26 protein-coding genes and 2 pseudogenes are annotated in these 26,131 nt (G+C 46.4%); 25 read left to right on the top strand and 3 right to left on the bottom strand.

The features are described 5' to 3' along the window. Nucleotide 1: 1 nt before the first annotated feature. The gene (locus JNUCC22_RS12100) at nt 2–136 is read right to left on the bottom strand and encodes a YqzM family protein (protein ID WP_003152870.1); all 135 of its coding nucleotides are present in this window, start codon (nt 134–136) and stop codon (nt 2–4) included. A 40-nt stretch (nt 137–176) separates the two neighbouring features. On the opposite strand from JNUCC22_RS12100, the pseudogene JNUCC22_RS12095 reads away from it, so the two are divergent. Together JNUCC22_RS12095 and holA are read left to right on the top strand one after the other, a co-directional pair. Further along, nucleotides 177–328 (top strand): annotated as a pseudogene (locus tag JNUCC22_RS12095) (hypothetical protein). Nucleotides 329–367: 39 nt separating this feature from the next. Further along, a pseudogene (gene holA, locus JNUCC22_RS12090) lies at nt 368–1,409 on the top strand (DNA polymerase III subunit delta). 16 nt (nt 1,410–1,425) lie between these two features. Here holA and rpsT read toward each other — a convergent pair. Continuing rightward, nucleotides 1,426–1,692, bottom strand: a complete 267-nt coding sequence (gene rpsT / locus JNUCC22_RS12085) for a 30S ribosomal protein S20 (RefSeq protein WP_003152876.1) — start codon at nt 1,690–1,692, stop codon at nt 1,426–1,428. Between the two features lie 202 nt (nt 1,693–1,894). Between rpsT and gpr the strand changes: the two genes are divergently transcribed. The 12 genes from gpr to mtaB all read left to right on the top strand — a co-directional run bounded on the left by gpr (nt 1,895) and on the right by mtaB (nt 15,816). Beyond that, a complete protein-coding gene (gene gpr, locus JNUCC22_RS12080) occupies nt 1,895–3,001 on the top strand; it encodes a GPR endopeptidase (protein WP_007408268.1) in 1,107 nt (368 codons plus the stop codon). Nucleotides 3,002–3,069: 68 nt separating this feature from the next. Further along, nucleotides 3,070–4,263 carry a stage II sporulation protein P gene (locus JNUCC22_RS12075; RefSeq protein ID WP_007612673.1) on the top strand — a complete coding sequence of 398 codons (1,194 nt, stop codon included), beginning with the start codon at nt 3,070–3,072 and terminating at the stop codon, nt 4,261–4,263. A gap of 16 nt (nt 4,264–4,279) precedes the next feature. Further along, a complete protein-coding gene (locus tag JNUCC22_RS12070) occupies nt 4,280–4,618 on the top strand; it encodes a YqxA family protein (protein WP_007408270.1) in 339 nt (112 codons plus the stop codon). A gap of 132 nt (nt 4,619–4,750) precedes the next feature. Then, on the top strand, nt 4,751–6,586 hold the full coding sequence (lepA, locus tag JNUCC22_RS12065) for a translation elongation factor 4 (protein ID WP_015240241.1): 1,836 nt from the start codon (nt 4,751–4,753) through the stop codon (nt 6,584–6,586). Nucleotides 6,587–6,645: 59 nt separating this feature from the next. Continuing rightward, nucleotides 6,646–7,785: a radical SAM family heme chaperone HemW gene (gene hemW, locus JNUCC22_RS12060; RefSeq protein ID WP_007408272.1), complete on the top strand. Its 1,140-nt coding sequence runs from the start codon at nt 6,646–6,648 to the stop codon at nt 7,783–7,785. Nucleotides 7,786–7,865: 80 nt separating this feature from the next. Further along, on the top strand, nt 7,866–8,897 hold the full coding sequence (hrcA, locus tag JNUCC22_RS12055; protein WP_003152889.1) for a heat-inducible transcriptional repressor HrcA: 1,032 nt from the start codon (nt 7,866–7,868) through the stop codon (nt 8,895–8,897). A 59-nt stretch (nt 8,898–8,956) separates the two neighbouring features. Further along, the gene (gene grpE / locus JNUCC22_RS12050; protein ID WP_015240240.1) at nt 8,957–9,532 is read left to right on the top strand and encodes a nucleotide exchange factor GrpE; all 576 of its coding nucleotides are present in this window, start codon (nt 8,957–8,959) and stop codon (nt 9,530–9,532) included. A gap of 24 nt (nt 9,533–9,556) precedes the next feature. Then, complete coding sequence (gene dnaK / locus JNUCC22_RS12045; protein ID WP_007408273.1) at nt 9,557–11,395, top strand: molecular chaperone DnaK; 1,839 nt, start codon at nt 9,557–9,559, stop codon at nt 11,393–11,395. Nucleotides 11,396–11,581: 186 nt separating this feature from the next. Then, nucleotides 11,582–12,709, top strand: a complete 1,128-nt coding sequence (dnaJ, locus tag JNUCC22_RS12040) for a molecular chaperone DnaJ (RefSeq protein WP_003152895.1) — start codon at nt 11,582–11,584, stop codon at nt 12,707–12,709. A gap of 23 nt (nt 12,710–12,732) precedes the next feature. Then, nucleotides 12,733–13,668 carry a 50S ribosomal protein L11 methyltransferase gene (prmA, locus tag JNUCC22_RS12035; RefSeq protein ID WP_015240238.1) on the top strand — a complete coding sequence of 312 codons (936 nt, stop codon included), beginning with the start codon at nt 12,733–12,735 and terminating at the stop codon, nt 13,666–13,668. A gap of 22 nt (nt 13,669–13,690) precedes the next feature. Beyond that, nucleotides 13,691–14,461, top strand: coding sequence for a 16S rRNA (uracil(1498)-N(3))-methyltransferase (locus JNUCC22_RS12030; RefSeq protein WP_007408275.1), 771 nt, complete (start codon nt 13,691–13,693; stop codon nt 14,459–14,461). Then, a complete protein-coding gene (gene mtaB / locus JNUCC22_RS12025) occupies nt 14,461–15,816 on the top strand; it encodes a tRNA (N(6)-L-threonylcarbamoyladenosine(37)-C(2))-methylthiotransferase MtaB (protein WP_007408276.1) in 1,356 nt (451 codons plus the stop codon). The genes JNUCC22_RS12030 and mtaB overlap by 1 nt, the downstream gene beginning before the upstream one ends. A gap of 37 nt (nt 15,817–15,853) precedes the next feature. On the opposite strand, the gene JNUCC22_RS12020 is transcribed toward mtaB, so the two are convergent. Beyond that, entirely contained in the window at nt 15,854–16,780 is a 927-nt protein-coding gene (locus JNUCC22_RS12020; RefSeq protein ID WP_216061753.1) for a Na/Pi symporter, read from the bottom strand. A gap of 171 nt (nt 16,781–16,951) precedes the next feature. Between JNUCC22_RS12020 and rpsU the strand changes: the two genes are divergently transcribed. The 11 genes from rpsU to JNUCC22_RS11965 all read left to right on the top strand — a co-directional run bounded on the left by rpsU (nt 16,952) and on the right by JNUCC22_RS11965 (nt 26,049). Continuing rightward, nucleotides 16,952–17,125, top strand: a complete 174-nt coding sequence (gene rpsU / locus JNUCC22_RS12015) for a 30S ribosomal protein S21 (RefSeq protein ID WP_003152957.1) — start codon at nt 16,952–16,954, stop codon at nt 17,123–17,125. A 14-nt stretch (nt 17,126–17,139) separates the two neighbouring features. After that, entirely contained in the window at nt 17,140–17,586 is a 447-nt protein-coding gene (locus JNUCC22_RS12010) for a GatB/YqeY domain-containing protein (protein WP_007408278.1), read from the top strand. A gap of 122 nt (nt 17,587–17,708) precedes the next feature. Beyond that, nucleotides 17,709–19,025 (top strand): NfeD family protein, encoded by a 1,317-nt coding sequence (locus JNUCC22_RS12005; protein WP_012118019.1) that lies wholly within the window; start codon nt 17,709–17,711, stop codon nt 19,023–19,025. Between the two features lie 24 nt (nt 19,026–19,049). Further along, the gene (gene floA / locus JNUCC22_RS12000) at nt 19,050–20,042 is read left to right on the top strand and encodes a flotillin-like protein FloA (RefSeq protein ID WP_007408280.1); all 993 of its coding nucleotides are present in this window, start codon (nt 19,050–19,052) and stop codon (nt 20,040–20,042) included. A 27-nt stretch (nt 20,043–20,069) separates the two neighbouring features. Further along, nucleotides 20,070–20,504 (top strand): hypothetical protein, encoded by a 435-nt coding sequence (locus JNUCC22_RS11995; protein WP_216061752.1) that lies wholly within the window; start codon nt 20,070–20,072, stop codon nt 20,502–20,504. A 56-nt stretch (nt 20,505–20,560) separates the two neighbouring features. Continuing rightward, nucleotides 20,561–20,842: a sporulation protein YqfC gene (gene yqfC, locus JNUCC22_RS11990; RefSeq protein WP_003152966.1), complete on the top strand. Its 282-nt coding sequence runs from the start codon at nt 20,561–20,563 to the stop codon at nt 20,840–20,842. A gap of 17 nt (nt 20,843–20,859) precedes the next feature. Continuing rightward, nucleotides 20,860–22,044 carry a sporulation protein YqfD gene (gene yqfD / locus JNUCC22_RS11985; RefSeq protein ID WP_007408282.1) on the top strand — a complete coding sequence of 395 codons (1,185 nt, stop codon included), beginning with the start codon at nt 20,860–20,862 and terminating at the stop codon, nt 22,042–22,044. A 3-nt stretch (nt 22,045–22,047) separates the two neighbouring features. Then, nucleotides 22,048–23,007 (top strand): PhoH family protein, encoded by a 960-nt coding sequence (locus tag JNUCC22_RS11980; RefSeq protein ID WP_007408283.1) that lies wholly within the window; start codon nt 22,048–22,050, stop codon nt 23,005–23,007. 80 nt (nt 23,008–23,087) lie between these two features. Further along, a complete protein-coding gene (locus JNUCC22_RS11975; protein WP_007408284.1) occupies nt 23,088–25,220 on the top strand; it encodes an HD family phosphohydrolase in 2,133 nt (710 codons plus the stop codon). After that, complete coding sequence (ybeY, locus tag JNUCC22_RS11970) at nt 25,221–25,694, top strand: rRNA maturation RNase YbeY (protein ID WP_003152973.1); 474 nt, start codon at nt 25,221–25,223, stop codon at nt 25,692–25,694. After that, nucleotides 25,675–26,049 carry a diacylglycerol kinase family protein gene (locus JNUCC22_RS11965; protein ID WP_015240233.1) on the top strand — a complete coding sequence of 125 codons (375 nt, stop codon included), beginning with the start codon at nt 25,675–25,677 and terminating at the stop codon, nt 26,047–26,049. The genes ybeY and JNUCC22_RS11965 overlap by 20 nt, the downstream gene beginning before the upstream one ends. Nucleotides 26,050–26,131: the final 82 nt, after the last annotated feature.

Here is a 26,131-nt window from a genome sequence, read left to right as displayed (position 1 = left end):
GCTAAGAGCCGATAAGATGGATGGCTGTTGCCATCACGAACAAAAAGGCGAAAAATCCGAAGGACACGACAAAACCGACAGCTGAGTCAACAGCATCATTTCGTTTGCTTTGAACGTTTTTTTCAAAATCATTCAATTTCATCCCTCCTGACTTCCCTAAGTATACTGGAATTGTTTTGAAAAATCTAGAAGTGATGGTAACGTTTTCTGTTCTTGTGATTATCGCCTTTTTACAAGCAGACCCGGGAGCTTGTGAATCAGGCGTTTATTATAAATGAGGAAGCTGTCCTTAAAGCTTCCTCTTTACTATTTGCCGAACTCAATTTAGGATAGAAGGGGATCAAGAAAGAGAGGAAGTCATACGATCATGGTATTTGATGTTTGGAAAGCCCTGAAAAAAGGGGATGTCCGCTCCGTTTATTGCTTATACGGAAAAGAAACGTATCTGCTCCAAGAAACTGTCAGCCGGATCAGACAAGCTGTCGTTGATGAGGAGACAAAGGATTTTAACCTGTCTGTTTTTGATCTTGAAGAGGATCCGCTTGACCAGGCCGTAACCGATGCGGAAACGTTTCCGTTTATGGGAGAGAAGCGGCTGGTCATCGTAAAAAATCCGTCTTTTTTAACAGGGGAAAAAAAGAAAGAAAAAATAGAGCATAATACAGCCGCTCTGGAGACTTATCTGAAGGAGCCTGCGCCTTATACGGTCTTTGTGATTGTGGCTCCGTATGAGAAGCTGGACGAACGGAAAAAGCTGACGAAAGCGCTGAAGCAAAAAGCCCTTATGATTGAAGCTAAGGAGCTGAATGCAAAGGAGACGACTGATTTTACGATTAATCTGGCGAAATCCGAAAATAAAACGATGGATACAGAAGCTGCCGAGCATTTGGTTCTGCTTGCAAACGGCCATCTGTCTTCCATATATCAGGAAATACAAAAACTCTCCGCCTACACCGGTGACAGACATGAGATCACACTTGAAGATGTCCGGGAGCTCGTCGCAAGAAGTTTGGAGCAGAATATTTTTGAGCTGATCAACAAAATCGTGAACCGAAAACGGACGGAAAGTCTTCAAATATTTTATGATCTTTTAAAACAAAACGAAGAACCGATCAAAATTATGGCGCTGATCGCCAACCAATTCCGTCTGATTATGCAGACGAAGTATTTTGCGGGACAAGGATACGGCCAAAAGCAAATCGCTTCCAACTTAAAGGTGCACCCCTTCCGGGTAAAGTTGGCGATGGATCAGGCGAGGCTTTTTTCAGAAGAAGAGCTGCGGCGTATTATAGAAAGACTCGCAGTGATGGACTATGAAATGAAAACGGGGAAAAAGGACAAGCAGCTCTTGCTGGAGCTCTTTCTCCTTGAGCTTCTCCGCACTGAATGAAAAAAACGATCCCCGTTAAAGGGATCGTTTTTGTATTATGCAGAAAGTCCGTTCACTTGTTTCGCAAGTCTAGATTTGTATCGAGCTGCGGCATTTTTGTGTACAAGACCTGTTTTCACTGCTTTATCAATGCGTTTCGCTGCTTCAGAAAGAGCAGTTTTCGCTTTATCCGCTTCGTTGTTAGCAACAGAAGCTTCAACTTGTTTGATTGCAGTACGCATAGCAGATTTGATTGTCGCGTTATGAGCGCGGCGTTCGTTGTTTGTTTTTGTACGTTTAATCGCTGATTTAATGTTTGGCATGTGTTTCACCTCCTAAGATACAACCTGTAGCACAGTGTCTTAAGGTTAAATCTTCTTCACAATAGAACAAATTGTATTCTATCAAACAGAACTTTAGATTGCAATATAAATGTAAAGTATTTTTCGTTGATGGGTAAATTCGCATGATTCGTTTTGTAAATGGCCACACTATGTACCACGATGATTGAAGGAGGTCTTCCCTGTGAAAAACAACGAACTGGATGTCAATCAATTTCTGATACGGACGGATTTAGCGGTAGAAACGAAACAGGCGGTAAAAGACGGACAAGCCGGTCAGAAAAAAGAAATAAACGGGTTTATTGAAAAAGAACGCGACAAGGGCGGCATTAAAGTCAGAACCGTCGATATTACCAAAGAAGGCGCCGAGCTATCGGGGAAAAAGCAGGGACGCTATGTCACGATCGAGGCTCAAGGGGTTCGGGAACACGACTCTGACATGCAGGAAAAAGTAACGGAAGTGTTTGCCGAGGAATTTTCCGCCTATCTGTCGGCATTAAAGATTCCAAAGGATGCAAGCTGTTTGATCGTGGGTCTCGGCAACTGGAATGTGACGCCGGATGCGCTCGGCCCTCTCGTGACCGAAAACCTTCTTGTGACAAGGCATCTGTTCAGGCTTCAGCCGGAAAACGTGCAGGAAGGGTACAGGCCGGTCAGCGCGCTTGCTCCCGGTGTGATGGGATTAACGGGAATTGAAACGAGCGATATTATTCAAGGTGTGATCAAAGAATCAAAGCCGGATTTTGTGATCGCGGTAGACGCTCTTGCGGCCAGAGCCGTTGAAAGGGTGAACACGACCATCCAATTTTCTGATACGGGCATTCACCCGGGATCAGGCGTCGGCAATAAGAGAAAAGAATTAAGCAAGGAAACGCTCGGCATTCCCGTCATCGCAATCGGGGTACCGACTGTCGTTGATGCGGTTACGATCGCAAGCGATACGGTGGATTATATATTAAAACATTTCGGAAGAGAGATGAAAGATGACAGCCCGTCAAGATCTCTGGTGCCCGCCGGAATGAACTTCGGCAAAAAGAAGGTGCTGACAGACGAAGACCTTCCGGGAGAAAAAGAACGCCAATCCTTTCTCGGTATTGTCGGCACGCTGGACGAAAACGAAAAACGCCAGCTGATTCACGAAGTGCTTTCTCCGCTCGGCCATAATCTGATGGTCACGCCGAAGGAGATTGACACCTTTATTGATGATATGGCGAACGTACTTGCAAACGGGTTAAACACCGCCCTTCATGAAAAAGTGTCACAAGATAACAAAGGTTCTTATAATCATTAAAATGAGTTCTACCTCCTCTAGCTTGTTCATAGAGTAATTACTAGACAAGCGCTGGAGGGATTCAAATCATGAGAAAAAAACGCAGAAACCGTCAAATTGTCGTTGCAGTAAACGGTGGAAATGCGCTCAAGGGCATGTTTTTGTTTATGACAAGCCTTATCGTTATTTTCGTATTATCGGGTGTGCTCACATCGCTTCGCCCTGAACTGAGGCTTTCTTCGGATTCTCTTCACGGGATTGCCGGAGAACTTCCGGGTGACGCGTTTGCACACCTCCTCGGCATGGAAAATCATTATTTCGCCTCAGAGCTTCCTGAAAAAGACTCTTTTCAGCTGTCCCGGCTTTCCTTAAAACTGGCGACAAGCATTAATATGGAAGACCCGCGGAGTTTCTTGGGACGTGAGCTGCCGGGATTTGCCCAATACGATACGGAGATCCTTCTGGCGGGGCAGGGGACGGATTATACGAATATGCCGGCTGAATCTCCGCCGCCGTCAAAGGTGATGGAAAAAGAAAAAGAAGTGAACCTGGCAGAAATCGAAAACAAAACGAAAAAAGAAGAAACGGCGCCGCCGAAACATTCAACAGGCAGCAAAAAAGTCGTTTTTATTTACCACACTCATAATACTGAATCCTATCTTCCTCTGTTAAAGGGGGAAACAAATCCGGATAACGCCCGCCATTCGAAGGCCAATGTCACACTTGTCGGAGATATGTTCGGAAAAGCGCTTGAAGCGCAAGGTGTAGGAGCGACCGTAGATAAAACCGACATTCAGGCCCGTCTGAACAAAGACGGTTTAAATTATGCGCGAAGCTACGACGAATCAAGGCCGGTCGTAAAAAGCGCGCTCGCCAAAAATAAAAACCTGCAATATACCATAGACATTCACCGGGATTCCCGCCGCAAGAAAAATACGACAGCCGACATCAAAGGAAAAAGCTATGCCAGAGTCGCCATCGTCGTCGGCAAAAAAAGCGCTAATTTTGAAGAAAACTATAAACTCGCAAGTGAACTTCATAAGCTCATGGAGAAAAAATACCCCGGCTTAAGCGTCGGTGTTTTATCAAAAGGCTCTCCGGGAGATAATGGAGTATACAACCAGGATTTAAACGACCGGTCGCTTCTGCTGGAATTCGGGGGCGTGGATAACAATCTTGAAGAACTGAGGCGTGCATCAGATGCCGTGGCCGATGTGTTCAGCGAACTGTACTGGGATGCAGAAAAGGTCAGCTCGCAATCAGGAGAGAAGAAAAAACAATAGAAATCAGGTGATTCGAATGATCCGTTTTACCGGCAAATGCCTGCTGATCGCCATTGTCATGTTTTTCGGCGTTTTGTTCGGCATGCAGCAGGCAAACAGCGGAATGCTTGATATGAAAGGATACAAAGATCCCTCCTTAAAAGGAGCATTCACGCTCGGCGGCGGAGAAGGACAGGAAAAAGAAGCTTCCATTTTGGGGCAAACCGTTACGGCGAAAGATCTGGAAGAAAAACAAAAACAGCTGGAACAGGCGGAAACCTTCAACCTGTTTTCAAAAGCCGGAGAAACCCTTTCAAATACCGTGACGGACTCGGCGCAGGCGATGTATGAGTGGGTTTCGAAACTGAACCGTTAGCATTGATGAAGAGAAAAGCGGATGATTCCTTAAAGGAAGCTTTTCTCTTTCTTGTTTTAATTGAATGTTTACAATCCTATTGATATAATCTAAGCTAGTGTATTTTGCGTTTAATAGTAGGAGTGATAGATTGTGACAGATAAAGAAAAGCGTTTAGAGAGGCAGTCAAGAATCCGGAATTTCTCCATCATCGCCCACATAGACCACGGCAAATCGACCTTGGCGGATCGGATTTTAGAAAAAACATCGGCGATCACCCAGCGGGAAATGAAAGAACAATTGCTTGATTCAATGGACCTTGAACGCGAACGGGGAATTACCATCAAATTAAATTCCGTTCAGCTGAAATACAAAGCTAAAGACGGAGAAGAATATATATTTCATCTCATCGACACGCCCGGACACGTCGACTTTACATATGAAGTTTCGCGAAGCCTGGCTGCCTGTGAAGGCGCGATTCTCGTTGTTGATGCGGCTCAGGGAATAGAAGCGCAGACATTGGCGAACGTCTACCTGGCGCTTGATAATGATCTAGAGATTCTTCCTGTCATTAATAAAATCGATCTCCCGAGCGCAGAGCCAGAACGTGTGCGTCAAGAGGTTGAGGACGTTATCGGCCTTGACGCTTCAGACGCCGTCCTCGCTTCAGCGAAAGCGGGCATCGGCATCGAAGACATTTTAGAACAGATCGTAGAAAAAGTGCCGGCTCCCGCGGGAGATCCGGAAGCTCCGCTGAAAGCGCTCATCTTTGACTCGCTTTATGACGCGTACCGCGGAGTCGTCGCGTATATCAGAGTCGTAGAAGGAACGGTCAAACCGGGCCAGAAAATTAAAATGATGGCAACCGGAAAAGAGTTTGAAGTCATCGAAGTCGGCGTCTTCACGCCGAAAGCGCAGCCGGCTGATGAATTGACAGTCGGTGACGTAGGCTATTTGACAGCCGCAATCAAAAACGTCGGCGACACCCGTGTCGGTGATACGATCACAAGCGCGGTTAAGCCTGCGGCAGAAGCGCTTCCGGGCTACCGCAAACTCAATCCGATGGTATACTGCGGACTTTATCCGATTGACACAGCCAAATATAATGATTTGCGCGAGGCTCTGGAAAAACTTGAATTGAACGATTCATCTCTTCAATACGAGGCGGAGACGTCACAAGCCCTCGGCTTCGGTTTCCGTTGCGGATTTTTAGGTATGCTTCACATGGAAATCATTCAGGAGCGGATTGAGCGTGAGTTTAAAATCGACCTGATCACAACGGCACCGAGTGTTATCTATGATGTGTATATGACAGACGGCGAAAAGGTTGTTGTCGACAACCCGTCCAACATGCCTGATCCACAAAAGATCGAAAGAATCGAGGAGCCGTATGTAAAAGCGACAATGATGGTGCCGAACGATTATGTCGGTGCGGTGATGGAGCTTTGCCAAGGAAAACGCGGCAATTTTATCGACATGCAATATTTAGACGCAAATCGTGTCAGCATTGTCTATGACATGCCATTAGCGGAAATCGTCTATGAGTTTTTTGATCAGCTGAAATCAAGCACAAAAGGCTACGCGTCCTTTGATTACGAACTGATCGGCTACAAACCGTCTAAACTTGTCAAGATGGACATTATGCTGAACGGAGAAAAAATCGACGCCCTTTCATTTATCGTGCATCGCGATTACGCGTACGAACGCGGAAAAGTAATTGTGGAAAAACTGAAAGAGCTTATTCCGCGCCAGCACTTTGAAGTACCGATTCAAGCGGCGATCGGACAGAAAATCGTGGCCCGCTCAACCATTAAGGCCATGCGGAAAAACGTCCTTGCAAAATGTTACGGAGGAGACATCTCGCGGAAACGGAAGCTTCTTGAAAAACAAAAAGAAGGAAAACGCCGGATGAAGCAGGTCGGCTCAGTAGAAGTGCCGCAGGAAGCGTTTATGGCCGTTCTTAAAATGGATGACAGCCCGAAAAAATAACGGAAGCCGCCGCAGTCCCGCGCTGCGGCTTCTTTCTGTAAAGAAGAAGGTGTTTCAAAATGAAATCAGCTTATATTCATATTCCGTTTTGTGAGCATATCTGCCACTATTGCGATTTCAATAAATATTTTATTCAGAGCCAGCCTGTCGATGAGTACTTAAACTCACTCGAAAAGGAAATGATAAATACAATAGAACGGACGGGACGCCCTGATCTCCGCACGATTTTTATCGGGGGAGGCACGCCGACATCGCTCTCACCCGTCCAGCTGGAAAAATTGATGGATTCCATTCACCGCGTGCTGAAGCCTTCTGACGGACTCATAGAATTTGCCGCGGAAGCGAATCCGGATGATTTGTCTCCGGAAAAATTAAAAATCCTGAAAAATGCCGGTGTCAACCGGCTGAGCTTCGGTGTTCAAACCTTTGAAGATGAGCTTTTACAAAAAATCGGAAGAGTGCATAAACAAAAGGACGTATTCACTTCCTTTGAACGTGCGAGGGCTCTCGGCTTCGACAACATCAGTCTCGATTTAATGTTCGGCCTGCCGGGTCAGACGCTGGCCGATCTTGACAATTCCGTCAAAACGGCTTTGTCTCTTGATGCGGAGCACTATTCCGTTTACTCGCTGATCGTAGAGCCGAAAACGGTGTTTTATAATTTAATGCAAAAAGGCCGCCTGCATCTCCCCGCGCAAGAACAAGAGGCCGAGATGTATGAAACAGTCATGAGGCAGATGAGTGAAGCGGGCATCCGTCAATACGAGATCAGTAACTTTGCAAAGCCCGGATACGAGTCGCAGCATAATCTGACGTATTGGAGCAATGAAGAGTATTTCGGTTTTGGCGCAGGCGCTCACGGATATATCAGCGGCACGCGCACCGTCAACGCCGGGCCTGTGAAACATTACATGCAGCTCATCGAAGAAAAGGGGCTGCCTTACCGTGACACGCACGAGGTGACACGTGAGGAGCAGATTGAAGAAGAAATGTTCCTCGGTCTCAGAAAAATGTCCGGCGTACAAAAGCAAGCTTTTCTCGATAAATTCGGACGCTCGGTCGACGAACTGTTTCCCGATGTTCTCAAAGATTTAACCGAAAAAGGCCTGATCTGTGACACGGAAGAATCGGTTGCATTAACGCATGAGGGCAAATTATTAGGAAATGAGGTTTTTGGCGCTTTTTTGGGTGAGTTATAATTGACATTTTTCTTTTGGTTTGTTACTTTTGATATAGAATTAGCACTCGCTGACCTTGAGTGCTAACAGGGGTGATGATGATGTTAACAAATCGTCAGCTGTTGATCCTGCAAGTGATTATTAATGATTTTATACAATCAGCGCAGCCTGTAGGATCAAGAACTCTTTCAAAAAAAGACGAGATTACATTCAGCTCTGCAACGATCAGAAACGAGATGGCTGACTTGGAGGAATTGGGCTTTATTGAAAAAACCCATTCATCCTCAGGACGGATTCCGTCGGAAAAAGGGTACAGGTATTATGTCGATCATTTGCTGTCACCCGTCAAGCTGACAAAAACCGATCTGGATTTAATTCACTCGATATTTAAAGAAAAAATCTTCGAGCTGGAAAAAACAGTCCAAAAATCAGCGCAAATCCTGTCCGACCTGACAAACTACACATCGATTGTCCTCGGGCCGACGCTGAGCGAGAACTATCTTAAACAGATTCAAATCGTTCCGATCCAGCCGGATAAGGCGGTCGCCATCCTCGTCACGAACACGGGGCATGTCGAAAACCGCACCATCAATTTCCCGGCTAAAGTGGATTTGGCCGATATTGAAAAACTGGTCAATATACTAAACGATCGATTGGCGGGCGTGCCGATGGACGAACTGAATGAGCGCATTTTCAAAGAGGTTGTCACATATTTAAGGCAGCATATCGCCAACTATGACAGCATACTTGAATCGCTCCGCTCCACATTCCATCCGGCGGCCCACGTTGAGAAATTGTTTTTCGGCGGAAAGATCAACATGCTGAATCAGCCGGAGTTCCATGATATTGAAAGGGTCCGCTCGCTCTTATCTTTAATTGAAAAAGAGCAGGATGTTCTGAAGCTGTTTCAGTCATCAAAAGCCGGGATTTCAATCAAAATCGGGAAAGAAAATGACTACGAAGAAATGGAAAACTGCAGTTTAATCACGGCCACCTATACAGTTGATACGAAACAGATCGGATCAATCGCCATTATCGGGCCGACGCGCATGAATTATTCAAGAGTCGTCAGCCTGCTGCAGCACGTGACTTCGGACTTGTCAAAAGCATTCACAAGTTTGTATGATGAATAAGGGAATTTTGGCAATCATTTTCAGTCATCTTTTTACAGCATTTGAGGGAGGTGAACACAATGTCAGAAGAAAAACAAACCGCAGAACAGGTTGAAGAAGCAGAACAAGAAGAAGTGACAGAACAGGCAGAACAAGCCGCTTCACAAGAGCAGCATGAAGAAACGGCAGGTCAGGAAGAAGCCCTTCAGCACCAAATTGATGAATTGCAGGGTTTGCTTGATGAAAAAGAAAACAAGCTTTTGCGTGTTCAAGCAGACTTTGAAAACTATAAACGACGCAGCCGCCTTGAAATGGAAGCTGCTCAGAAATACCGTTCTCAAAACGTCGTAACGGAAATCCTTCCGGCGCTCGACAACTTTGAACGGGCGCTACAGGTAGAAGCTGAAAGCGAGCAGACAAAAAGCTTGCTGCAAGGTATGGAAATGGTCCGCCGCCAGCTGATGGACGCACTTGAAAAAGAAGGCGTTGAAGCCATCGAAGCTGTCGGTCAGGAATTTGATCCGAACCTTCACCAAGCCGTCATGCAGGTGGAAGATGAAAACTTCGGCAGCAATATCGTTATCGAAGAACTGCAAAAAGGCTACAAACTGAAGGATCGCGTCATTCGTCCTTCAATGGTAAAAGTGAATCAATAACTACATAGCAGGAGGTAATTCAAAGTGAGTAAAGTAATCGGAATTGACTTGGGTACGACAAACTCATGTGTGGCAGTGCTTGAAGGCGGAGAGCCTACAGTTATCGCCAACGCTGAAGGAAACCGTACGACTCCGTCAGTCGTTGCATTTAAAAACGGCGAGCGCCAAGTAGGGGAAGTGGCAAAACGCCAATCCATCACAAACCCTAACACAATCATGTCTGTCAAACGCCATATGGGTACTGACTATAAAGTGGAAATCGAAGGAAAAGACTACACGCCTCAAGAAGTGTCAGCTATTATCCTTCAGCATCTGAAAGCATATGCTGAAAGCTACCTCGGCGAAACAGTTTCAAAAGCCGTTATCACGGTACCTGCATACTTCAACGATGCAGAGCGCCAAGCGACAAAAGATGCTGGTAAAATCGCCGGTCTTGAAGTAGAGCGTATTATCAACGAGCCGACTGCAGCAGCGCTTGCATACGGACTTGATAAAACGGACGAAGACCAAACAATTCTTGTTTACGACCTTGGCGGCGGTACGTTTGACGTATCTGTTCTTGAACTTGGCGACGGCGTGTTTGAAGTCCGTTCAACTGCCGGTGACAACCGTCTTGGCGGAGACGACTTTGACCAAGTCATCATCGATCATCTCGTAGCAGAATTCAAAAAAGAAAACGGCATTGATCTTTCAAAAGACAAAATGGCGCTTCAGCGTTTGAAAGATGCGGCTGAGAAAGCGAAAAAAGATCTTTCCGGCGTTTCATCCACACAAATTTCTTTACCATTTATCACAGCGGGAGAAGCAGGTCCTCTTCACCTTGAGCTGACACTGACCCGCGCTAAATTCGAAGAGCTTTCCGCTCACCTTGTTGAGCGCACAATGGCTCCTGTCCGTCAGGCTCTTCAAGATGCGGATCTTTCTGCGAGCGAAATCGACAAAGTTATCCTTGTCGGCGGATCAACACGTATTCCAGCCGTACAGGAAGCAATCAAAAAAGAAACGGGTAAAGAAGCGCATAAAGGCGTAAACCCTGATGAAGTTGTAGCGCTGGGTGCAGCGATTCAAGGCGGCGTCATCACGGGAGACGTAAAAGACGTTGTTCTTCTTGACGTTACACCGCTTTCTCTCGGTATTGAAACAATGGGCGGCGTGTTCACGAAACTGATCGATCGCAACACGACAATTCCGACGAGCAAGTCTCAAGTATTCTCAACTGCAGCTGACAATCAAACGGCTGTTGACATTCACGTGCTTCAAGGTGAGCGCCCGATGTCTGCCGACAACAAAACGCTCGGCCGCTTCCAGCTTACTGATATCCCGCCTGCACCGCGCGGCGTACCGCAAATCGAAGTTTCTTTCGATATTGACAAAAACGGTATCGTAAACGTAAGAGCGAAAGACTTAGGCACAGGAAAAGAACAAAACATTACAATCAAATCTTCTTCAGGTCTTTCTGATGATGAGATCGAACGCATGGTAAAAGAAGCGGAAGAAAACGCTGACGCTGATGCGAAGAGAAAAGAAGAAATCGAAGTCCGCAACGAAGCTGACCAGCTTGTGTTCCAAACGGAAAAAACATTAAAAGATCTGGAAGGCAAAGTGGACGAAGAGCAAGTGAAAAAAGCAAACGACGCGAAAGACGCGCTGAAAGCCGCTATCGAGAAAAACGAAATTGAAGACATCAAAGCGAAAAAAGATGAGCTTCAAACAATCGTTCAAGAGCTTTCTATGAAGCTTTACGAAGAAGCGGCGAAAGCGCAGCAGGCTGAAGGCGGGGCAAACGCTGAAGGCAAAAAAGCGGACGACAACGTTGTCGATGCGGAATACGAAGAAGTAAAAGACGACGAAACGAAAAAATAAGTTCTTTCCCGCACAGACTATAGGCGGAAGAACACACAGCATATTCTGATTCAACAGACAGAAAGTCAAAGTCAGGCATCTCTTGGCTTTGACTTTTTTTCTTGCCCGGGATAAAAGGAATTGAAAAAACATAATTCAAAATGATACAATCTAATTTATGTGAGAAATTCGGGAGAGTGAAGCGAGATGAGTAAGCGTGATTACTATGAAGTGCTTGGGGTAAGTAAGAGCGCTTCAAAGGATGAAATCAAAAAAGCCTATCGGAAGCTTTCAAAAAAATATCATCCTGATATCAATAAAGAATCCGGAGCAGATGAAAAATTCAAAGAGGTAAAAGAAGCGTACGAAGCGCTCTCAGACGACCAAAAACGCGCTCAATATGACCAATTCGGCCATACAGACCCTAACCAGGGATTCGGCGGCGGTTTCGGAGGCGGCGGAGACTTCGGCGGCTTCGGTTTCGATGACATCTTCTCAAGCATCTTCGGAGGCGGCACGAGACGCCGTGACCCGAATGCGCCGCGGCAAGGCGCGGATCTGCAGTATACAATGACCCTGTCATTTGAAGACGCGGCTTTCGGGAAAGAAACGATCATTGAAATTCCGCGCGAAGAGAATTGCGAAACATGTAAAGGGTCTGGCGCGAAGCCGGGAACAAAGCCGGATACGTGCTCGCACTGCGGAGGTTCAGGCCAGCTGAACGTCGAACAGAACACGCCGTTTGGCAAAGTGGTTAACCGCAGAGTCTGCCACCACTGTGAAGGAACAGGAAAAATCATCAAAAACAAGTGTTCTGACTGCGGCGGCACGGGCAAAGTGAAAAAACGGAAAAAAATCAATGTCACGATTCCTGCCGGTGTGGATGACGGACAGCAGCTGCGCGTTCCGGGCCAAGGTGAACCGGGCGTAAACGGAGGGCCGGCGGGAGATCTGTTTGTCGTATTCCATGTGCGCGCCCACGAGTTCTTTGAGCGCGACGGAGACGATATTTATTGCGAAATGCCGTTAACGTTTGCCCAAGCGGCACTCGGAGACGAAGTGGAAGTGCCGACGCTTCACGGAAAAGTGAAATTGAAAATACCTGCCGGCACACAAACAGGCACGAAATTCAGATTAAGAGGCAAAGGCGTTCAGAACGTCCGGGGCTACGGACAAGGCGACCAGCACATTGTCGTCCGCGTCGTCACACCGACGAATCTGACAGACAAACAAAAAGACATCATCCGCGAGTTCGCTGAAGTCAGCGGAAATCTGCCGGATGAACAAGAAATGAGTTTCTTTGACAAAGTAAAACGCGCATTTAAAGGCGAGTAATGATTGGATAGGAGTTGGTAGTTTTGAAATGGTCCGAAATCAGCATTCACACAACACATGAAGCGGTCGAACCCATCTCAAATATTTTGCATGAAGCTGGTGCGAGCGGGGTTGTCATCGAAGATCCGCTTGATTTAATGAAAGAGCGTGAGAATGTTTACGGGGAAATCTACCAGCTCGACCCCAATGATTACCCCGATGAGGGTGTCATTGTCAAAGCGTATCTGCCGATCAACAGTTTCCTCGGCGAAACGGTGGACGGCATAAAAGAGACGATTAATAATCTGCTTTTGTACGACATTGATTTGGGCAGAAACACAATCACCATTTCTGAAGTTAATGAAGAAGAATGGGCGACAGCTTGGAAAAAGTATTATCATCCTGTGAAAATTTCTGAAAAGTTCACGATTGTTCCCACTTGGGAAACGTACACACCTGTTCATACAGATGAACTGATTATCGAAATGGATCCGGGTATGGCATTCGGTACGGGAACGCATCCGACAACGGTTCTGTGCATTCAGGCGCTTGAGCGTATCGTTCAAAAAGGCGACCGTATAATTGATGTCGGCACCGGTTCAGGAATTTTAAGCATCGCGGCCGCCATGCTTGAGGCCGAATCGGTTCATGCGTATGACCTTGATCCGGTCGCTGTTGAAAGCGCGCGTCTGAATGTGAAATTGAACAAAGTGAGTGATACGGCCGAAGTGAAGCAGAACAATTTGTTAGACGGCATCACGGGCGAACATGATGTCATTGTCGCAAATATTTTGGCGGAAGTGATTCTCCGCTTTACATCACAGGCGTACGACCTGCTCAAAGACGGAGGCCATTTTATTACTTCAGGCATTATCGGCCAGAAAAAACAGGAAGTAAAAGAAGCGTTGGAAAAAGCCGGCTTTACCATCATAGAAATTCTGTCTATGGAAGATTGGGTCAGCATCATCGCGAAAAAATAACAGTTAGTAGGTGTCACAGCGTATGCAACGATATTTTATCGAGCTCACGAAGCAGGAGATGGACGAAACTCCTGATTTTCAAATCACGGGGGAAGACGTCCACCATATAGCGAACGTCATGAGAATGAGTGCGGGAGACCGGATTATCTGCTGTTCGAAAGACGGCCATGAAGCGTTATGCCTGCTTAAAGAGGTTTCTAAAGATCATATATCATGCAGCATTGCTGAGTGGACGGGTGAAAACCGTGAACTGCCTTTGAAGATCAGGATCGCCAGCGGCCTCCCGAAAGGTGATAAGCTTGAATGGATTATCCAAAAAGGGACCGAGCTGGGGGCAAGTATGTTCATCCCTTTTCAAGGCGCCAGATCCGTCGTTAAGCTAGACGACAAAAAGGCAAAGAAAAAGCGGGAGAGATGGGCGAAAATCGCGAAGGAAGCGGCGGAGCAATCGTACCGCAATGAAATTCCCGAAGTGAAAACCGTTCATACGTTCCGGCAGCTGCTTGAAATGGCGGAGAATGTCGATAAATGTGTCGTTGCATACGAGGAGTCATCAAAGCAGGGAGAAACGGGCGCTTTCGCTGCGGAGCTCAAAAGCCTTCCGCAAGGTTCGTCTCTTTTAATCGTATTCGGCCCTGAAGGCGGTCTAACTGAGTCTGAAGTTCATCAGCTTTCAGAAAAAGGCGCCGTCTTATGCGGCCTCGGACCGAGAATTTTACGGACTGAAACTGCGCCTCTTTACGCGTTAAGCGCAGTTTCCTATCATACAGAGTTATTAAGAGGTGATCAGTAATGGCAACTGTTGCTTTTCATACCCTTGGCTGCAAGGTCAACCATTATGAAACAGAAGCAATCTGGCAGCTGTTTAAAGATGCGGGTTATGAACGAAAAGAATTCGAACAGACAGCAGATGTATATGTCATTAATACATGTACGGTAACAAACACGGGAGATAAAAAAAGCCGTCAAGTCATCAGACGGGCGATCCGCCAAAATCCTGACGGCGTCATCTGCGTAACAGGGTGCTATGCGCAAACCTCTCCGGCGGAAATTATGGCCATCCCGGGTGTTGACATCGTCGTCGGCACGCAGGATCGTGAAAAAATGCTCGGTTACATTGAGCAGTACAGGGAAGAGCGCCAGCCGATCAACGGCGTCGGCAATATTATGAAAGCACGCGTGTTTGAAGAGCTGGATGTTCCCGCTTTTACTGACCGCACAAGAGCGTCGTTAAAAATCCAAGAGGGCTGCAACAACTTCTGTACGTTCTGCATTATCCCTTGGGCGCGCGGCCTGCTTCGTTCCCGCGATCCGGAAGAAGTCATTAAACAGGCGCAGCAGCTGGTGGATGCCGGCTATAAAGAAATCGTCCTGACGGGGATTCATACGGGCGGCTACGGCGAAGATATGAAAGATTATAATTTCGCCAAGCTTCTCCGCGAGCTTGATACACGTGTAGAAGGACTGAAGCGGATCAGAATTTCATCTATTGAAGCAAGCCAAATCACTGATGAAGTGATTGAAGTGCTGGATGCGTCTGATAAAATCGTCCGTCACCTTCATATCCCGATTCAGTCAGGATCAAACACCGTTCTGAAACGGATGAGACGCAAATATACGATGGAATTTTTCGCGGACCGTTTAAATAAGCTGAAAGAAGCGCTGCCGGGTCTTGCCGTCACATCTGATGTCATCGTCGGTTTCCCGGGAGAAACGGAAGAAGAATTTATGGAAACATACCGGTTCATTAAAGAACATAAGTTTTCAGAGCTTCACGTATTCCCTTACAGCAAACGCACCGGAACACCTGCGGCCAGAATGGAAGACCAGGTTGACGAGAACGTGAAAAACGAACGGGTGCATAAGCTGATCGCGCTGTCTGACCAGCTTGCAAAAGAATACGCCTCCGATTATGAAGGAGAGGTTCTGGAAATCATTCCGGAAGAGGCGTTTAAAGAGTCTGATGAGGAGGGCATGTTCGTCGGCTATACGGACAATTACATGAAAGTCGTCTTCAAAGGCACGGAGGATGTAATCGGCAAACTTGTCAAAGTCAAAATTCAAAAAGCGGGCTATCCGTATAATGAAGGGCAATTCGTCCGCGTCGTTGAGGATGAAATGACCCGGAACATGCGCATGTCTTCATAACAGATAAAAAAACCGGTGCCTTCCTGCATCGGTTTTTTTACGGTTTCGGAGGAATCAGCCTGTCAATCAGCCGGTAAAACAAATGTGTGAACGGCAGAAACAATAAGGCGGTGACTATGTTAAATAACAGGCTGAAATGCGCAATCATCTGCGCGGGATCATCAGACAGGCGCTCCGTAAAACCTGCTGATGCGGACAGGAAGGGAAATACGAGCAGCACGCCGAGAATATTAAACACAACGTGAGCACCGGCGGTCTGTCTGGCGGCATAACCGCCTGAAACAGCAGCCATGACGGCCGTGACGCATGTCCCGATATTAGATCCCAGAACGACGCTGACCGCTTGTTCAATGCCGATCACCCCTTCGTTCATAAAACTCATCAAAATGCCGATGCAGACGGAGCTTGAATGAATGATTGCCGTCAATATCATACCGATAAAAAGAGCGGACCAGCTCGAATCATTCACATGTCGCAAAACCTCCGCCCCCGCCTTCATTTCTGTCAGCGGAACGGCGAGCCGGCTGAAGCATGTGATGCAAAAAAAGATGATGCCGAGACCGAGAAAGCTTATGCCGATCTGCCTGAACGGATATTTACGGAGGAGGATAAACACAAGGCCTCCGATAAAAAGCACCCAAATGAGCACATCCATCTTTATGGCTAAAAACTCCGTCGTAAACGTGGAGCCGACATTCGTGCCGAGAATCATCGGAATGGTCCGTTTAAAAGATAAAGCGCCTGCGCTGACAAAGCCGATGACAATGACCATGAAGGCTGAGCTGCTCTGAAGAAAACCAGTGAATACGATGCTTATGAGAAAAGCTTTCAAAGGGTGGTCGGTAAATAAGAGCAGGCTCTTCTCAATTTTTGAATACGTTAATGCGATCAGCCCCTGCCTGAGCAGGCTCATTCCGAGTAAAAAAATCAGGATAAGTGCGGTAAAGAGAATCAGTATCATCAAATGAAACACCCCTTTCCATCATTATATAGACAAGCAGCCTTATTCATGACGGAAAAGTGAGCTCGCTTAGTTGACCTGACTGATGGCTTATATTATAATGTCAAAGTACATGTTTATATATGTATCTTTTTAAAGGTAGTCGATTGGTGTATTCGGAGGGAGGGAAAGAGAATGTCAAAAACGGTCGTTAGAAAAAACGAATCGCTTGAAGATGCTCTTCGTCGCTTCAAACGCAGTGTATCAAAGACAGGTACTTTGCAAGAAGCAAGAAAGCGCGAATTTTATGAAAAACCTAGCGTAAAGCGCAAGAAAAAGTCAGAAGCTGCTAGAAAACGCAAATTCTAAAAGAGGGTGGATTTATGAGTCTTCTTGAGCGACTTAACCAAGATATGAAGCTGTATATGAAAAGCCGTGAGAAAGACAAACTGACTGTCGTTCGAATGGTGAAAGCTTCACTTCAAAACGAAGCAATTAAGCTTAAGAAAGACAGTTTGACCGAGGATGAGGAACTTACTGTCCTATCTCGTGAACTTAAGCAACGTAAAGACTCCCTCCATGAATTTTCAAACGCTAATCGTTTAGATTTAGTAGATAAAGTTCAAAAAGAGCTGGACATTTTAGAAGTTTATTTACCGAAGCAGCTCTCTGAAGAAGAGCTGCAGACAATCGTAAATGAAACCATCGCTGAAGTCGGTGCGAGCTCCAAAGCGGACATGGGCAAAGTGATGAGTGCTATTATGCCTAAAGTAAAAGGTAAAGCTGACGGCAGTGTAATTAACAGACTTGTCAGCAGTCAATTATCTTAATTGACAAGAAAAAAGACATCTTTCCTTGAGAGATGTCTTTTTTTATACATAAAAAAATGAAACTAAAGTACATTTGTTACGTATATAAAGAAGAACGAAACGGGAAGGAGGGTATATTTGCCTTGTTCCGAAAAAAAACCGGAATTGCTGTTGCTCTATTGGGCTTATTTGTATTATCTTTATTAGGGGTTCAATTGAACGCGAAAGCTGATCACCCATCGGTTTATGTCATCCCGGTTGAGAAAAATGTCGAACAGGGGCTCGCCTCGTTTTTATCGCGTTCTTTCAAAGAAGCGAAGGAGTCCGGCGCGTCACACATTATTCTTGACATCAATACACCGGGAGGCGCCGTTCAATCAGCCTTGGATATTGCGGATATCATCGGCCGCGCGGATGTGCCTGTTACCGCTTACGTTAATAAACGGGCGCTTTCTGCCGGAGCGTATATAGCGCTTCAGGCAGATGAAATCTATATGGCGCCGGGCGGAAAAATGGGTGCCGCAGCCATCATCGACGGAAAGGGAAACGCGGCAGACAAAAAGGCCCAATCACTGTGGCATGCAGAAATGGAGGACGCAGCGGTTAAAAACAACCGAAATCCGAAATACGCCCTGGCCATGGCAGATCCCGCCATTAATGCAAAGGAAGCGGGCGCCCCAAAGGGAAAACTGCTGACACTGACAGCTGAAAAAGCCAAGGAAGTCGGATATTCGGAGGGCACGGTTTCAGACCTTGATGCTTTATATACAAAGCTCGGTTTTGACAAAGCGGATGTTCACCATGCAAAAGAAGGTTTCGTCGGCAAACTGGGCAGATGGCTGACAAATCCGTTTGTTGTCCCCGTCTTATTAACGCTTGCTTTGCTTGGTTTGACCATTGAATTGTTCTCGCCGGGCCTCGGGATACCGGGTGCCGTCGGACTGACGGCCATGCTGCTGTTTTTCACCGGGCATATCGCTGCCGGATTCGCCGGCTATGACAGCGTATTCTTATTTTGCGCGGGCTTGGTTTTTATCCTTTTAGAGATATTTCTGCCCGGAGGCATAATCGGTCTTATCGGTATTGCAGGCGTCATCGCGAGCCTCTTTCTCGCTGCGGGCAGCTTTACCGTCATGGCGGTTTCTCTCTTGATCGCCATTGCTGTGTCTATTACAGCCTTTATCATATTAACAAGGGTGTTGGGGAAACGAATGAAATTCTTTAAAAAATTAATATTAACTGATTCAACAAGCACGGAGAGCGGTTATGTTTCAAATCAGAACCGGACGGAGCTGTTGGGAAAAGTCGGCGTTACCGCTACAGCCCTCAGACCGTCAGGCACCGTCATTATTGATGATGAACGTCTGGATGTCGTCTCGGAAGGGTCATTCACTGAAAAAGACAGACAGGTGAAAGTAGTGAAAGCGGAAGGCTCACGCATTGTCGTGAGAGAAATATAGATGATAACCTTGAGGAGGAATTAGATGGAACTGTCAAGTTTGGCGATTTTAGCATTAGTTGCTGCTGCCATTATTGTGTTAGCCATATTCTTCACCTTTGTACCGGTGATGCTATGGATTTCGGCGCTTGCGGCAGGAGTCAGAATCAGCATTTTCACTTTGGTCGGGATGAGGCTGCGGCGCGTCATACCAAGCCGCGTTGTCAATCCGTTAATTAAAGCGCACAAAGCCGGCCTATCCGCAACAACAAATCAGCTCGAAAGCCATTATCTGGCCGGAGGTAATGTCGACAGGGTGGTCAATGCCCTGATTGCGGCACAGCGCGCCAATATTGAGCTGTCATTTGAACGCTGCGCAGCCATTGACCTGGCCGGGCGTGACGTATTGGAAGCCGTACAGATGAGCGTTAATCCGAAGGTCATTGAAACACCGTTTATCGCGGGTGTCGCCATGGACGGAATTGAAGTAAAAGCAAAAGCCAGAATCACGGTTAGAGCCAATATTGAGCGCCTTGTCGGAGGAGCGGGAGAAGAGACGGTTGTCGCCCGTGTCGGAGAAGGGATTGTCTCGACAATCGGTTCTTCACACAATCATAAAAAAGTGCTTGAAAACCCTGATATGATTTCGCAGACCGTACTTGGCAAAGGGCTGGATTCAGGCACCGCATTTGAAATTCTTTCGATTGACATCGCCGACGTGGATATCGGCAAAAACATCGGAGCGATTCTTCAGACGGATCAGGCAGAAGCAGACAAAAACATTGCGCAGGCCAAAGCCGAAGAGCGCCGCGCCATGGCGGTCGCCCAAGAGCAGGAAATGCGCGCTCGCGTAGAAGAAATGCGTGCAAAAGTCGTGGAAGCAGAAGCCGAAGTGCCGCTTGCGATGGCAGAAGCGTTGCGTGAAGGAAACATCGGCGTCATGGACTATATGAACATAAAAAATATCGACGCGGATACGGACATGAGGGATTCTATCGGCAAGCTGACGAATGACCAGCAAGATGAAGACCAACAATAACCTCTCTATTAAGGAGGGAGCCGCTATATGCACGAGATTCTGACAAATCCGCTCGTCATTGCCGCCGTCATCGGCATTATAACGGCAATATTCGGCAAGAAAAACAAAGATGAAAAACGTCCGCCGGGTACACGTCCCGGAAATCAAGCAAAAAAGCAGGATCAAAAACAGCCGCAGAAAGAGCATAAGCCGGAAGCGGAAGAATTGCCTGCCGTTTCAGAAGAGAACCCTTTTGAGCAAAAAAGAAGGGAAGCTGAAAAGCGCCTAGCGGAGACGGAGCAGATGTTTAACGGGCTCGAACATAAGCTGACATCCGCACGCGCACGAAACGCGTCTCTGAAGAAATCAGCCCTCAAAATAAATAAAGAAACTGCGGTCCAAGGCATTATATTCAGTGAGGTTTTGGGTCCGCCCCGTGCAAAAAAACCGCACCGGACCATGCGGAACATCGGTAAAAAATAAAGTGTTAGAACCCCTTTTCAAATCATACATATGAGATGAAAGGGGGTTCTTTTTTTATGGGGCAAAGAAAGAATCGTGTAAAGGCATGGCTGACAAGAGCATTGGAAATTCCCCCGGACGTTATGATGGATCTGCCTCGTATTACGATGGTCGGCAGACTTCATATCTACATAGAGAATCACAGAGGCCTCCTGCTGTTCAGTGAAGAAGAAGTCAGGCTGATGCTCAAGCAGGGGCAGTGTATCATATCAGGAAAAAACTTGGTCATTAAGGCAATCCTTCCTGAGGAAATCCTTTTGGAAGGCACGATAGATCACGTACGATATGTCGATTCATAAAGCCGGGGGGAAATAATGTGAAAAACAAATGGCTGTCATTTTTTTCGGGTAAAGTCCAAATGGAAGTCAAAGGAAAAGGGATTGAACGGCTGCTGAATGAATGCACGAGAAACGGAATCGCCATCTTTGCGGTGAAAAAAAAGCAAGACTGTGTTCTGCTGATGATTCAGCTTCAAGATGTACATGCTTTCAGAAGAGTCATCAGAAAACATGAATGCAAAGCAAGCTTTACAAAAAGAAAGGGTCTTCCCTTTCTGCTTCTCAAATCAAAATTAAATCTGGGCTTCACTGCGGGATTTGTGATATTTTTTGTTATATTGTTTCTTTTGTCCAACATGATTTGGGAAATTGATATTAAAGGGGCCAAGCCAGAAACCGAGCATCAGATGGTAAAGCACCTTGAAGAAATCGGTGTGAAAAAAGGCCGTTTGCAATTTTTAATGATGACGCCGGAAAAAATTCAAAAATCATTAACAAACGGCATCGATAATATTACGTGGGTCGGTGTGGAATTGAACGGGACAGCCCTTCATATGAAAGTGGTCGAAAAGAACGAACCGACAAAAGAAAAGTACGTAAGCCCCCGCCATATCGTTGCCAAAAAGAAGGCGGTCATCAAAAGGATGTTCGTGCAAAAGGGGCAGCCGATGGCTTTTGTGAACGATCATGTTGACAAAGGACAGCTCCTCGTCTCAGGACTGATCGGAAATGAAGACCGGAAAGTCGCCTCAAAAGCGGAAATTTACGGAGAAACATGGTACAAGTCAGAAGTAACCGTGCCCCTTGAAACATCATTTACGCTATATACGGGTAAAGTAAGGACGAAGCACAAGCTGTCTTTCGGATCATGGGGCGTGCCTTTTTGGGGCTTCGGGTTTAATGAGGAGCCGCTGAAACATCCGAAAACAGAGGAAGAAAAGCATCCGTTTCAATTTCTGGGGATGAAGCTTCCGGTTTCTTACGTTTCAGAACAGACAAGAGAAAGTGAAACATCCGTGCGGACTTATACGAAAGGCGAAGCGGTTCAGGCCGGTATCAAAATGGGAAGACAAGATGTAGAAAAGCGATTAAACGGCAGCGGAGAGGTGGAAAGTGAAAAAGTTTTGCACCAATCCGTTGAGAATGGTAAAGTAAAGTTGATTATTCTCTACCAAGTTATAGAAGATATCGTTCAAACCACACCTATTGTTCAGGGAGACTAAAGAATGGCAGAACATTTACTTGCGATTAATCACAAACTGAAAAGCCCGGACGAAGCACTTTCTTTGTTCGGCAGCCAAGATGCTTTTTTACATTTAATGGAGAAGGATCTGGGCATTAGCCTCATCACACGCGGTGAAACCATTTACGTTTCCGGGAATGATGAAACATTTGAGATCGCTGACAGATTATTGGGCTCGCTCCTTACTTTAATTCGCAAGGGGATCGAGATTTCGGAACGTGATGTGCTGTATGCCGTGAAAATGGCAAAAAAAGATGAACTGGACTATTTTGAAAGCATGTATGAAGAGGAAATAACGAAAACGGCAAAAGGCAAACCGATCCGTGTCAAAACCATCGGCCAAAGAGAATATGTGGCGGCGATGAAGAAAAACGACATGGTGTTCGGCATCGGGCCGGCGGGAACCGGCAAAACTTATTTGGCGGTCGTAAAAGCGGTGCATGCTTTAAAAAACGGCCACATTAAAAAAATCATTTTAACAAGACCCGCTGTGGAAGCCGGCGAGAGCCTCGGTTTTCTGCCCGGAGATTTAAAGGAAAAAGTAGATCCTTATCTGCGCCCGCTGTATGATGCGCTCCATGATGTGCTCGGAAGCGACCATACGGAGCGTCTTATGGAAAGAGGGGTTATCGAAATCGCCCCGCTTGCCTATATGAGAGGGCGGACGCTTGACGACGCGTATGTGATTCTTGATGAAGCCCAGAATACCACTCCCGCTCAAATGAAAATGTTTTTGACGAGATTGGGTTTTGGCTCTAAAATGATCATTACGGGCGACGTAAGCCAAATTGACCTGCCGAAAGGCGTCACATCGGGACTTGCAGTAGCGAAGGACATGCTGAAGGACGTAAACGGCATCTCCGTGATTGAACTTGACCAGACAGATGTGGTCAGGCATCCGCTTGTTGCAAAAATTATTGAAGCTTATGATAAGCAAAAGTAATGCAAAAATGACCCGATCTCCCGTTATCGGGTCATTTTTATATGATGTGTTCCTGATGTTTCAGGGAGGAGGTTCTTGTTTTGAAAAAGAAGGGAAAGGGCAAAAGCGCCCGGGAACGGTTCCGCAGTTTCAGACATGCCCGCTCAGCCCATGTGCTGCTGTACCTGCTGCTTTCAGCGATCATGTTTGGTTTGCTCTTTATTCATGTAAAACCTGAATCACTTAATTTGGATTTGTTTGCAGTCAGTGATAAAACGATTTACGCGCCCGCCACAGTGGAAGATCAGCAGGCGACGGAATCGAAAAAACAGGCAGCCGAAGATGCGGTGGAAGATCAATACACTCTGAAAAAAGGCTATACCGACAATCGGCTTGACCTGATCACTTCCATTTTTGACAGCATCGGCGAAGTGAAAAAAGATGCGGAAAAAGACAAAAAGTCACCTTCGGAAAAATCACTGGTAAAATCGGTGAAAAACAAGCTGACACAGGATGTCAATGAATCCGTCTCGGAAGATGCCATTAAATCGCTTCTCCATGCAAACAATGAAGATTTCTCATTTGTGAGGGATTCCGTCATTACCGCGGTGAATACGGTGATGAGCAGTGAAATTCCTTCTGAAAAGCTTGCTGAAGCGAAGGATAAGGTCGCAAAAGAGCTGAAAAGTGCTTCTGTGCCGTCAAAATATTTAGCGGCTGCGACTGAAATCGGAAAATACGCGGTCATCCCGAATTACGTTTTTGATCCGAAAGCGACCGATGAAAAACGCCAGGAAGCGTCAGACAGCGTCCAGCCGGTACAGATCAAACAGGGACAGGTTCTCGTGGAAGAGAATGATCTGATTGACCGGGAAGTATACAGGAAGCTTGAACTGACGGGTCTTTTGAATAATTCCAACCTGTTAAAACCGATCAGCGGTCTGCTTCTGATGATCGGCCTGTTTATTGCCACGCTTGTCTACTATTTTGAGAAACAGCAGCAGGAGCTTAAGCTGAAAAATAAATCTCTTTTGCTGTTTTCTATCATTACAACGCTTATTCTCGTCATTATGGAAGTCGTCAGTCTCTTTCAGAAGATTGAATACACCAATATCGGCTATCTTGTGCCGATCGCCGCCGGCGCGATTTTAATCAGGCTGCTGCTCAATGAAAGGCTCGCCATTTTAGGAAGCATCATTCTGGCGATCTGCGGCAGTATGATGTTTAATCAGGGTGTGACGGGAACATTTAATTACGTCATCGGCATTTACTATTTAATCAGCAGCATTTCAGGCATTCTGTTTTTGGGAAAACATAATGCGAGGTCAAAAATATTGCAGACGGGACTGTTCGTCTCATTTATTAATATGATTATCGTGCTGTCGCTTTTATTAATACAAAATACGGCGCTGTCACCGGTTGAAATCGGAACGCTTATGCTGATGGGGGTCGTCTCGGGACTTGCTTCATCCGTTTTGATTATCGGTCTGATGCCGTTTTTTGAGACGGGATTCGGCATTCTTTCAACAATGAGGCTGATTGAACTGTCTAATCCGAATCATCCCCTGCTTCGAAAGATTTTAACGGAAACACCCGGTACATATCATCACAGCGTCATGGTGGCAAATCTGTCGGAAGCGGCTTGTGAAGCCGTAGGGGCAAACGGTCTTTTAGCACGGGTCGGAGCGTATTATCACGATCTCGGCAAAACGAAACGTCCGCAATATTTTATTGAAAATCAGATGAATATGGATAATCCGCATGACAAGCTGTCTCCTCAGCTCAGTAAAAATATCATTATCGCACATACGACAGACGGTGCGAATATGCTCAGAAGCTACAAGTTTCCGAAAGAGCTTGTGGATATCGCGGAGCAGCATCACGGAACGTCCCTTTTAAAATTCTTTTATTATAAAGCGAAAGAAAAGGGCGACCAGATTACAGAGAAAGAGTTCCGCTACCCGGGGCCGAAGCCGCAATCGAAAGAAGCGGCTATTATCTCAGTGGCCGACAGCGTTGAAGCCGCCGTCCGTTCCATGCATAATCCCAATCCCGAGCGGATCGAAAAACTGGTGCGGGGAATTATATCCGATAAGCTTCAGGACGGACAATTCTCAGAATGTGATCTCACGTTCCGAGAACTGGATACGATCGCAAAAACACTATGTGCGACTTTAAAAGGAATTTTCCACTCCCGGATTGAATATCCGGAGGCTACGAAGAAGGTGAAATAAATGGGTTTACTCATAGATATTGTTGATGAAACGAACAGCGTCTCAGCTGATGCGCTCCAAGAAGTGGAGAAGCTGCTCCAATTCGCGGCGGAAAAAGAAGGCGTTCAGGACCAGGCTGAAGTATCGGTCACGATTGTGACAAATGAGGAAATCAGAGAAATCAACAGAGACTACCGGGGAAAAGACACTCCGACTGACGTCATTTCGTTTGCGCTTGAAGAAGAAGGCGAAGACGAGGTTGAAATCGTAGGCGCCGACATGCCGCCTGTTTTAGGAGATATTATCATCAGCGCAGACAGAACGAAAGAGCAGGCGGAAGAGTACGGCCATTCGTTTATGAGAGAGCTCGGTTTTCTGGCCGTGCACGGCTTTTTGCATTTGCTTGGCTATGATCACATGACAAAAGAAGAAGAGGAAGAAATGTTTTCAAAGCAAAAGGATTTGCTGGATGAGTATGGACTCACGAGATCATAAAAACGAGTGGAGCAGGTTCCTGAAGAGCTTTGTCCATGCATGGAGGGGAATCTGGAAAACGGCGCGGTCAGAGCGGAATTTTCAATTTCATATTACCGCGGCCTGCGCCGTTATCGTTTGCGGTTTTCTCACCGGGCTGAGCACAGCCGAATGGGCCGTTGTTTTGATGCTGATCGGAGGAATGCTTGCTTTGGAGCTTTTAAATACGGCGATAGAGCATGTTGTGGATTTAGTTACCGATCAGTATCACCCGCTCGCAAAAGCGGCAAAGGACGCGGCCGCCGGAGCCGTTTGCGTCTTTGCCGTGATATCGTGTATCATTGGTTTACTCATCTTCTTGCCGAAGATATGTTAGCAGAAGATTCTTACAATTATTTTACATTGCCAAAAATGGGCGTGAAAAACCAATCATAATTATGTAAAATAAAAGTGACAGC

It is taken from the genome of Bacillus sp. JNUCC-22, from assembly GCF_018861275.1.
In the GTDB taxonomy this organism is placed as follows: Bacteria; Bacillota; Bacilli; order Bacillales; family Bacillaceae; genus Bacillus; species Bacillus velezensis.
Note: the sequence above shows the minus strand (reverse complement) of the source record. Positions and strands in the feature narration are given on the sequence as shown.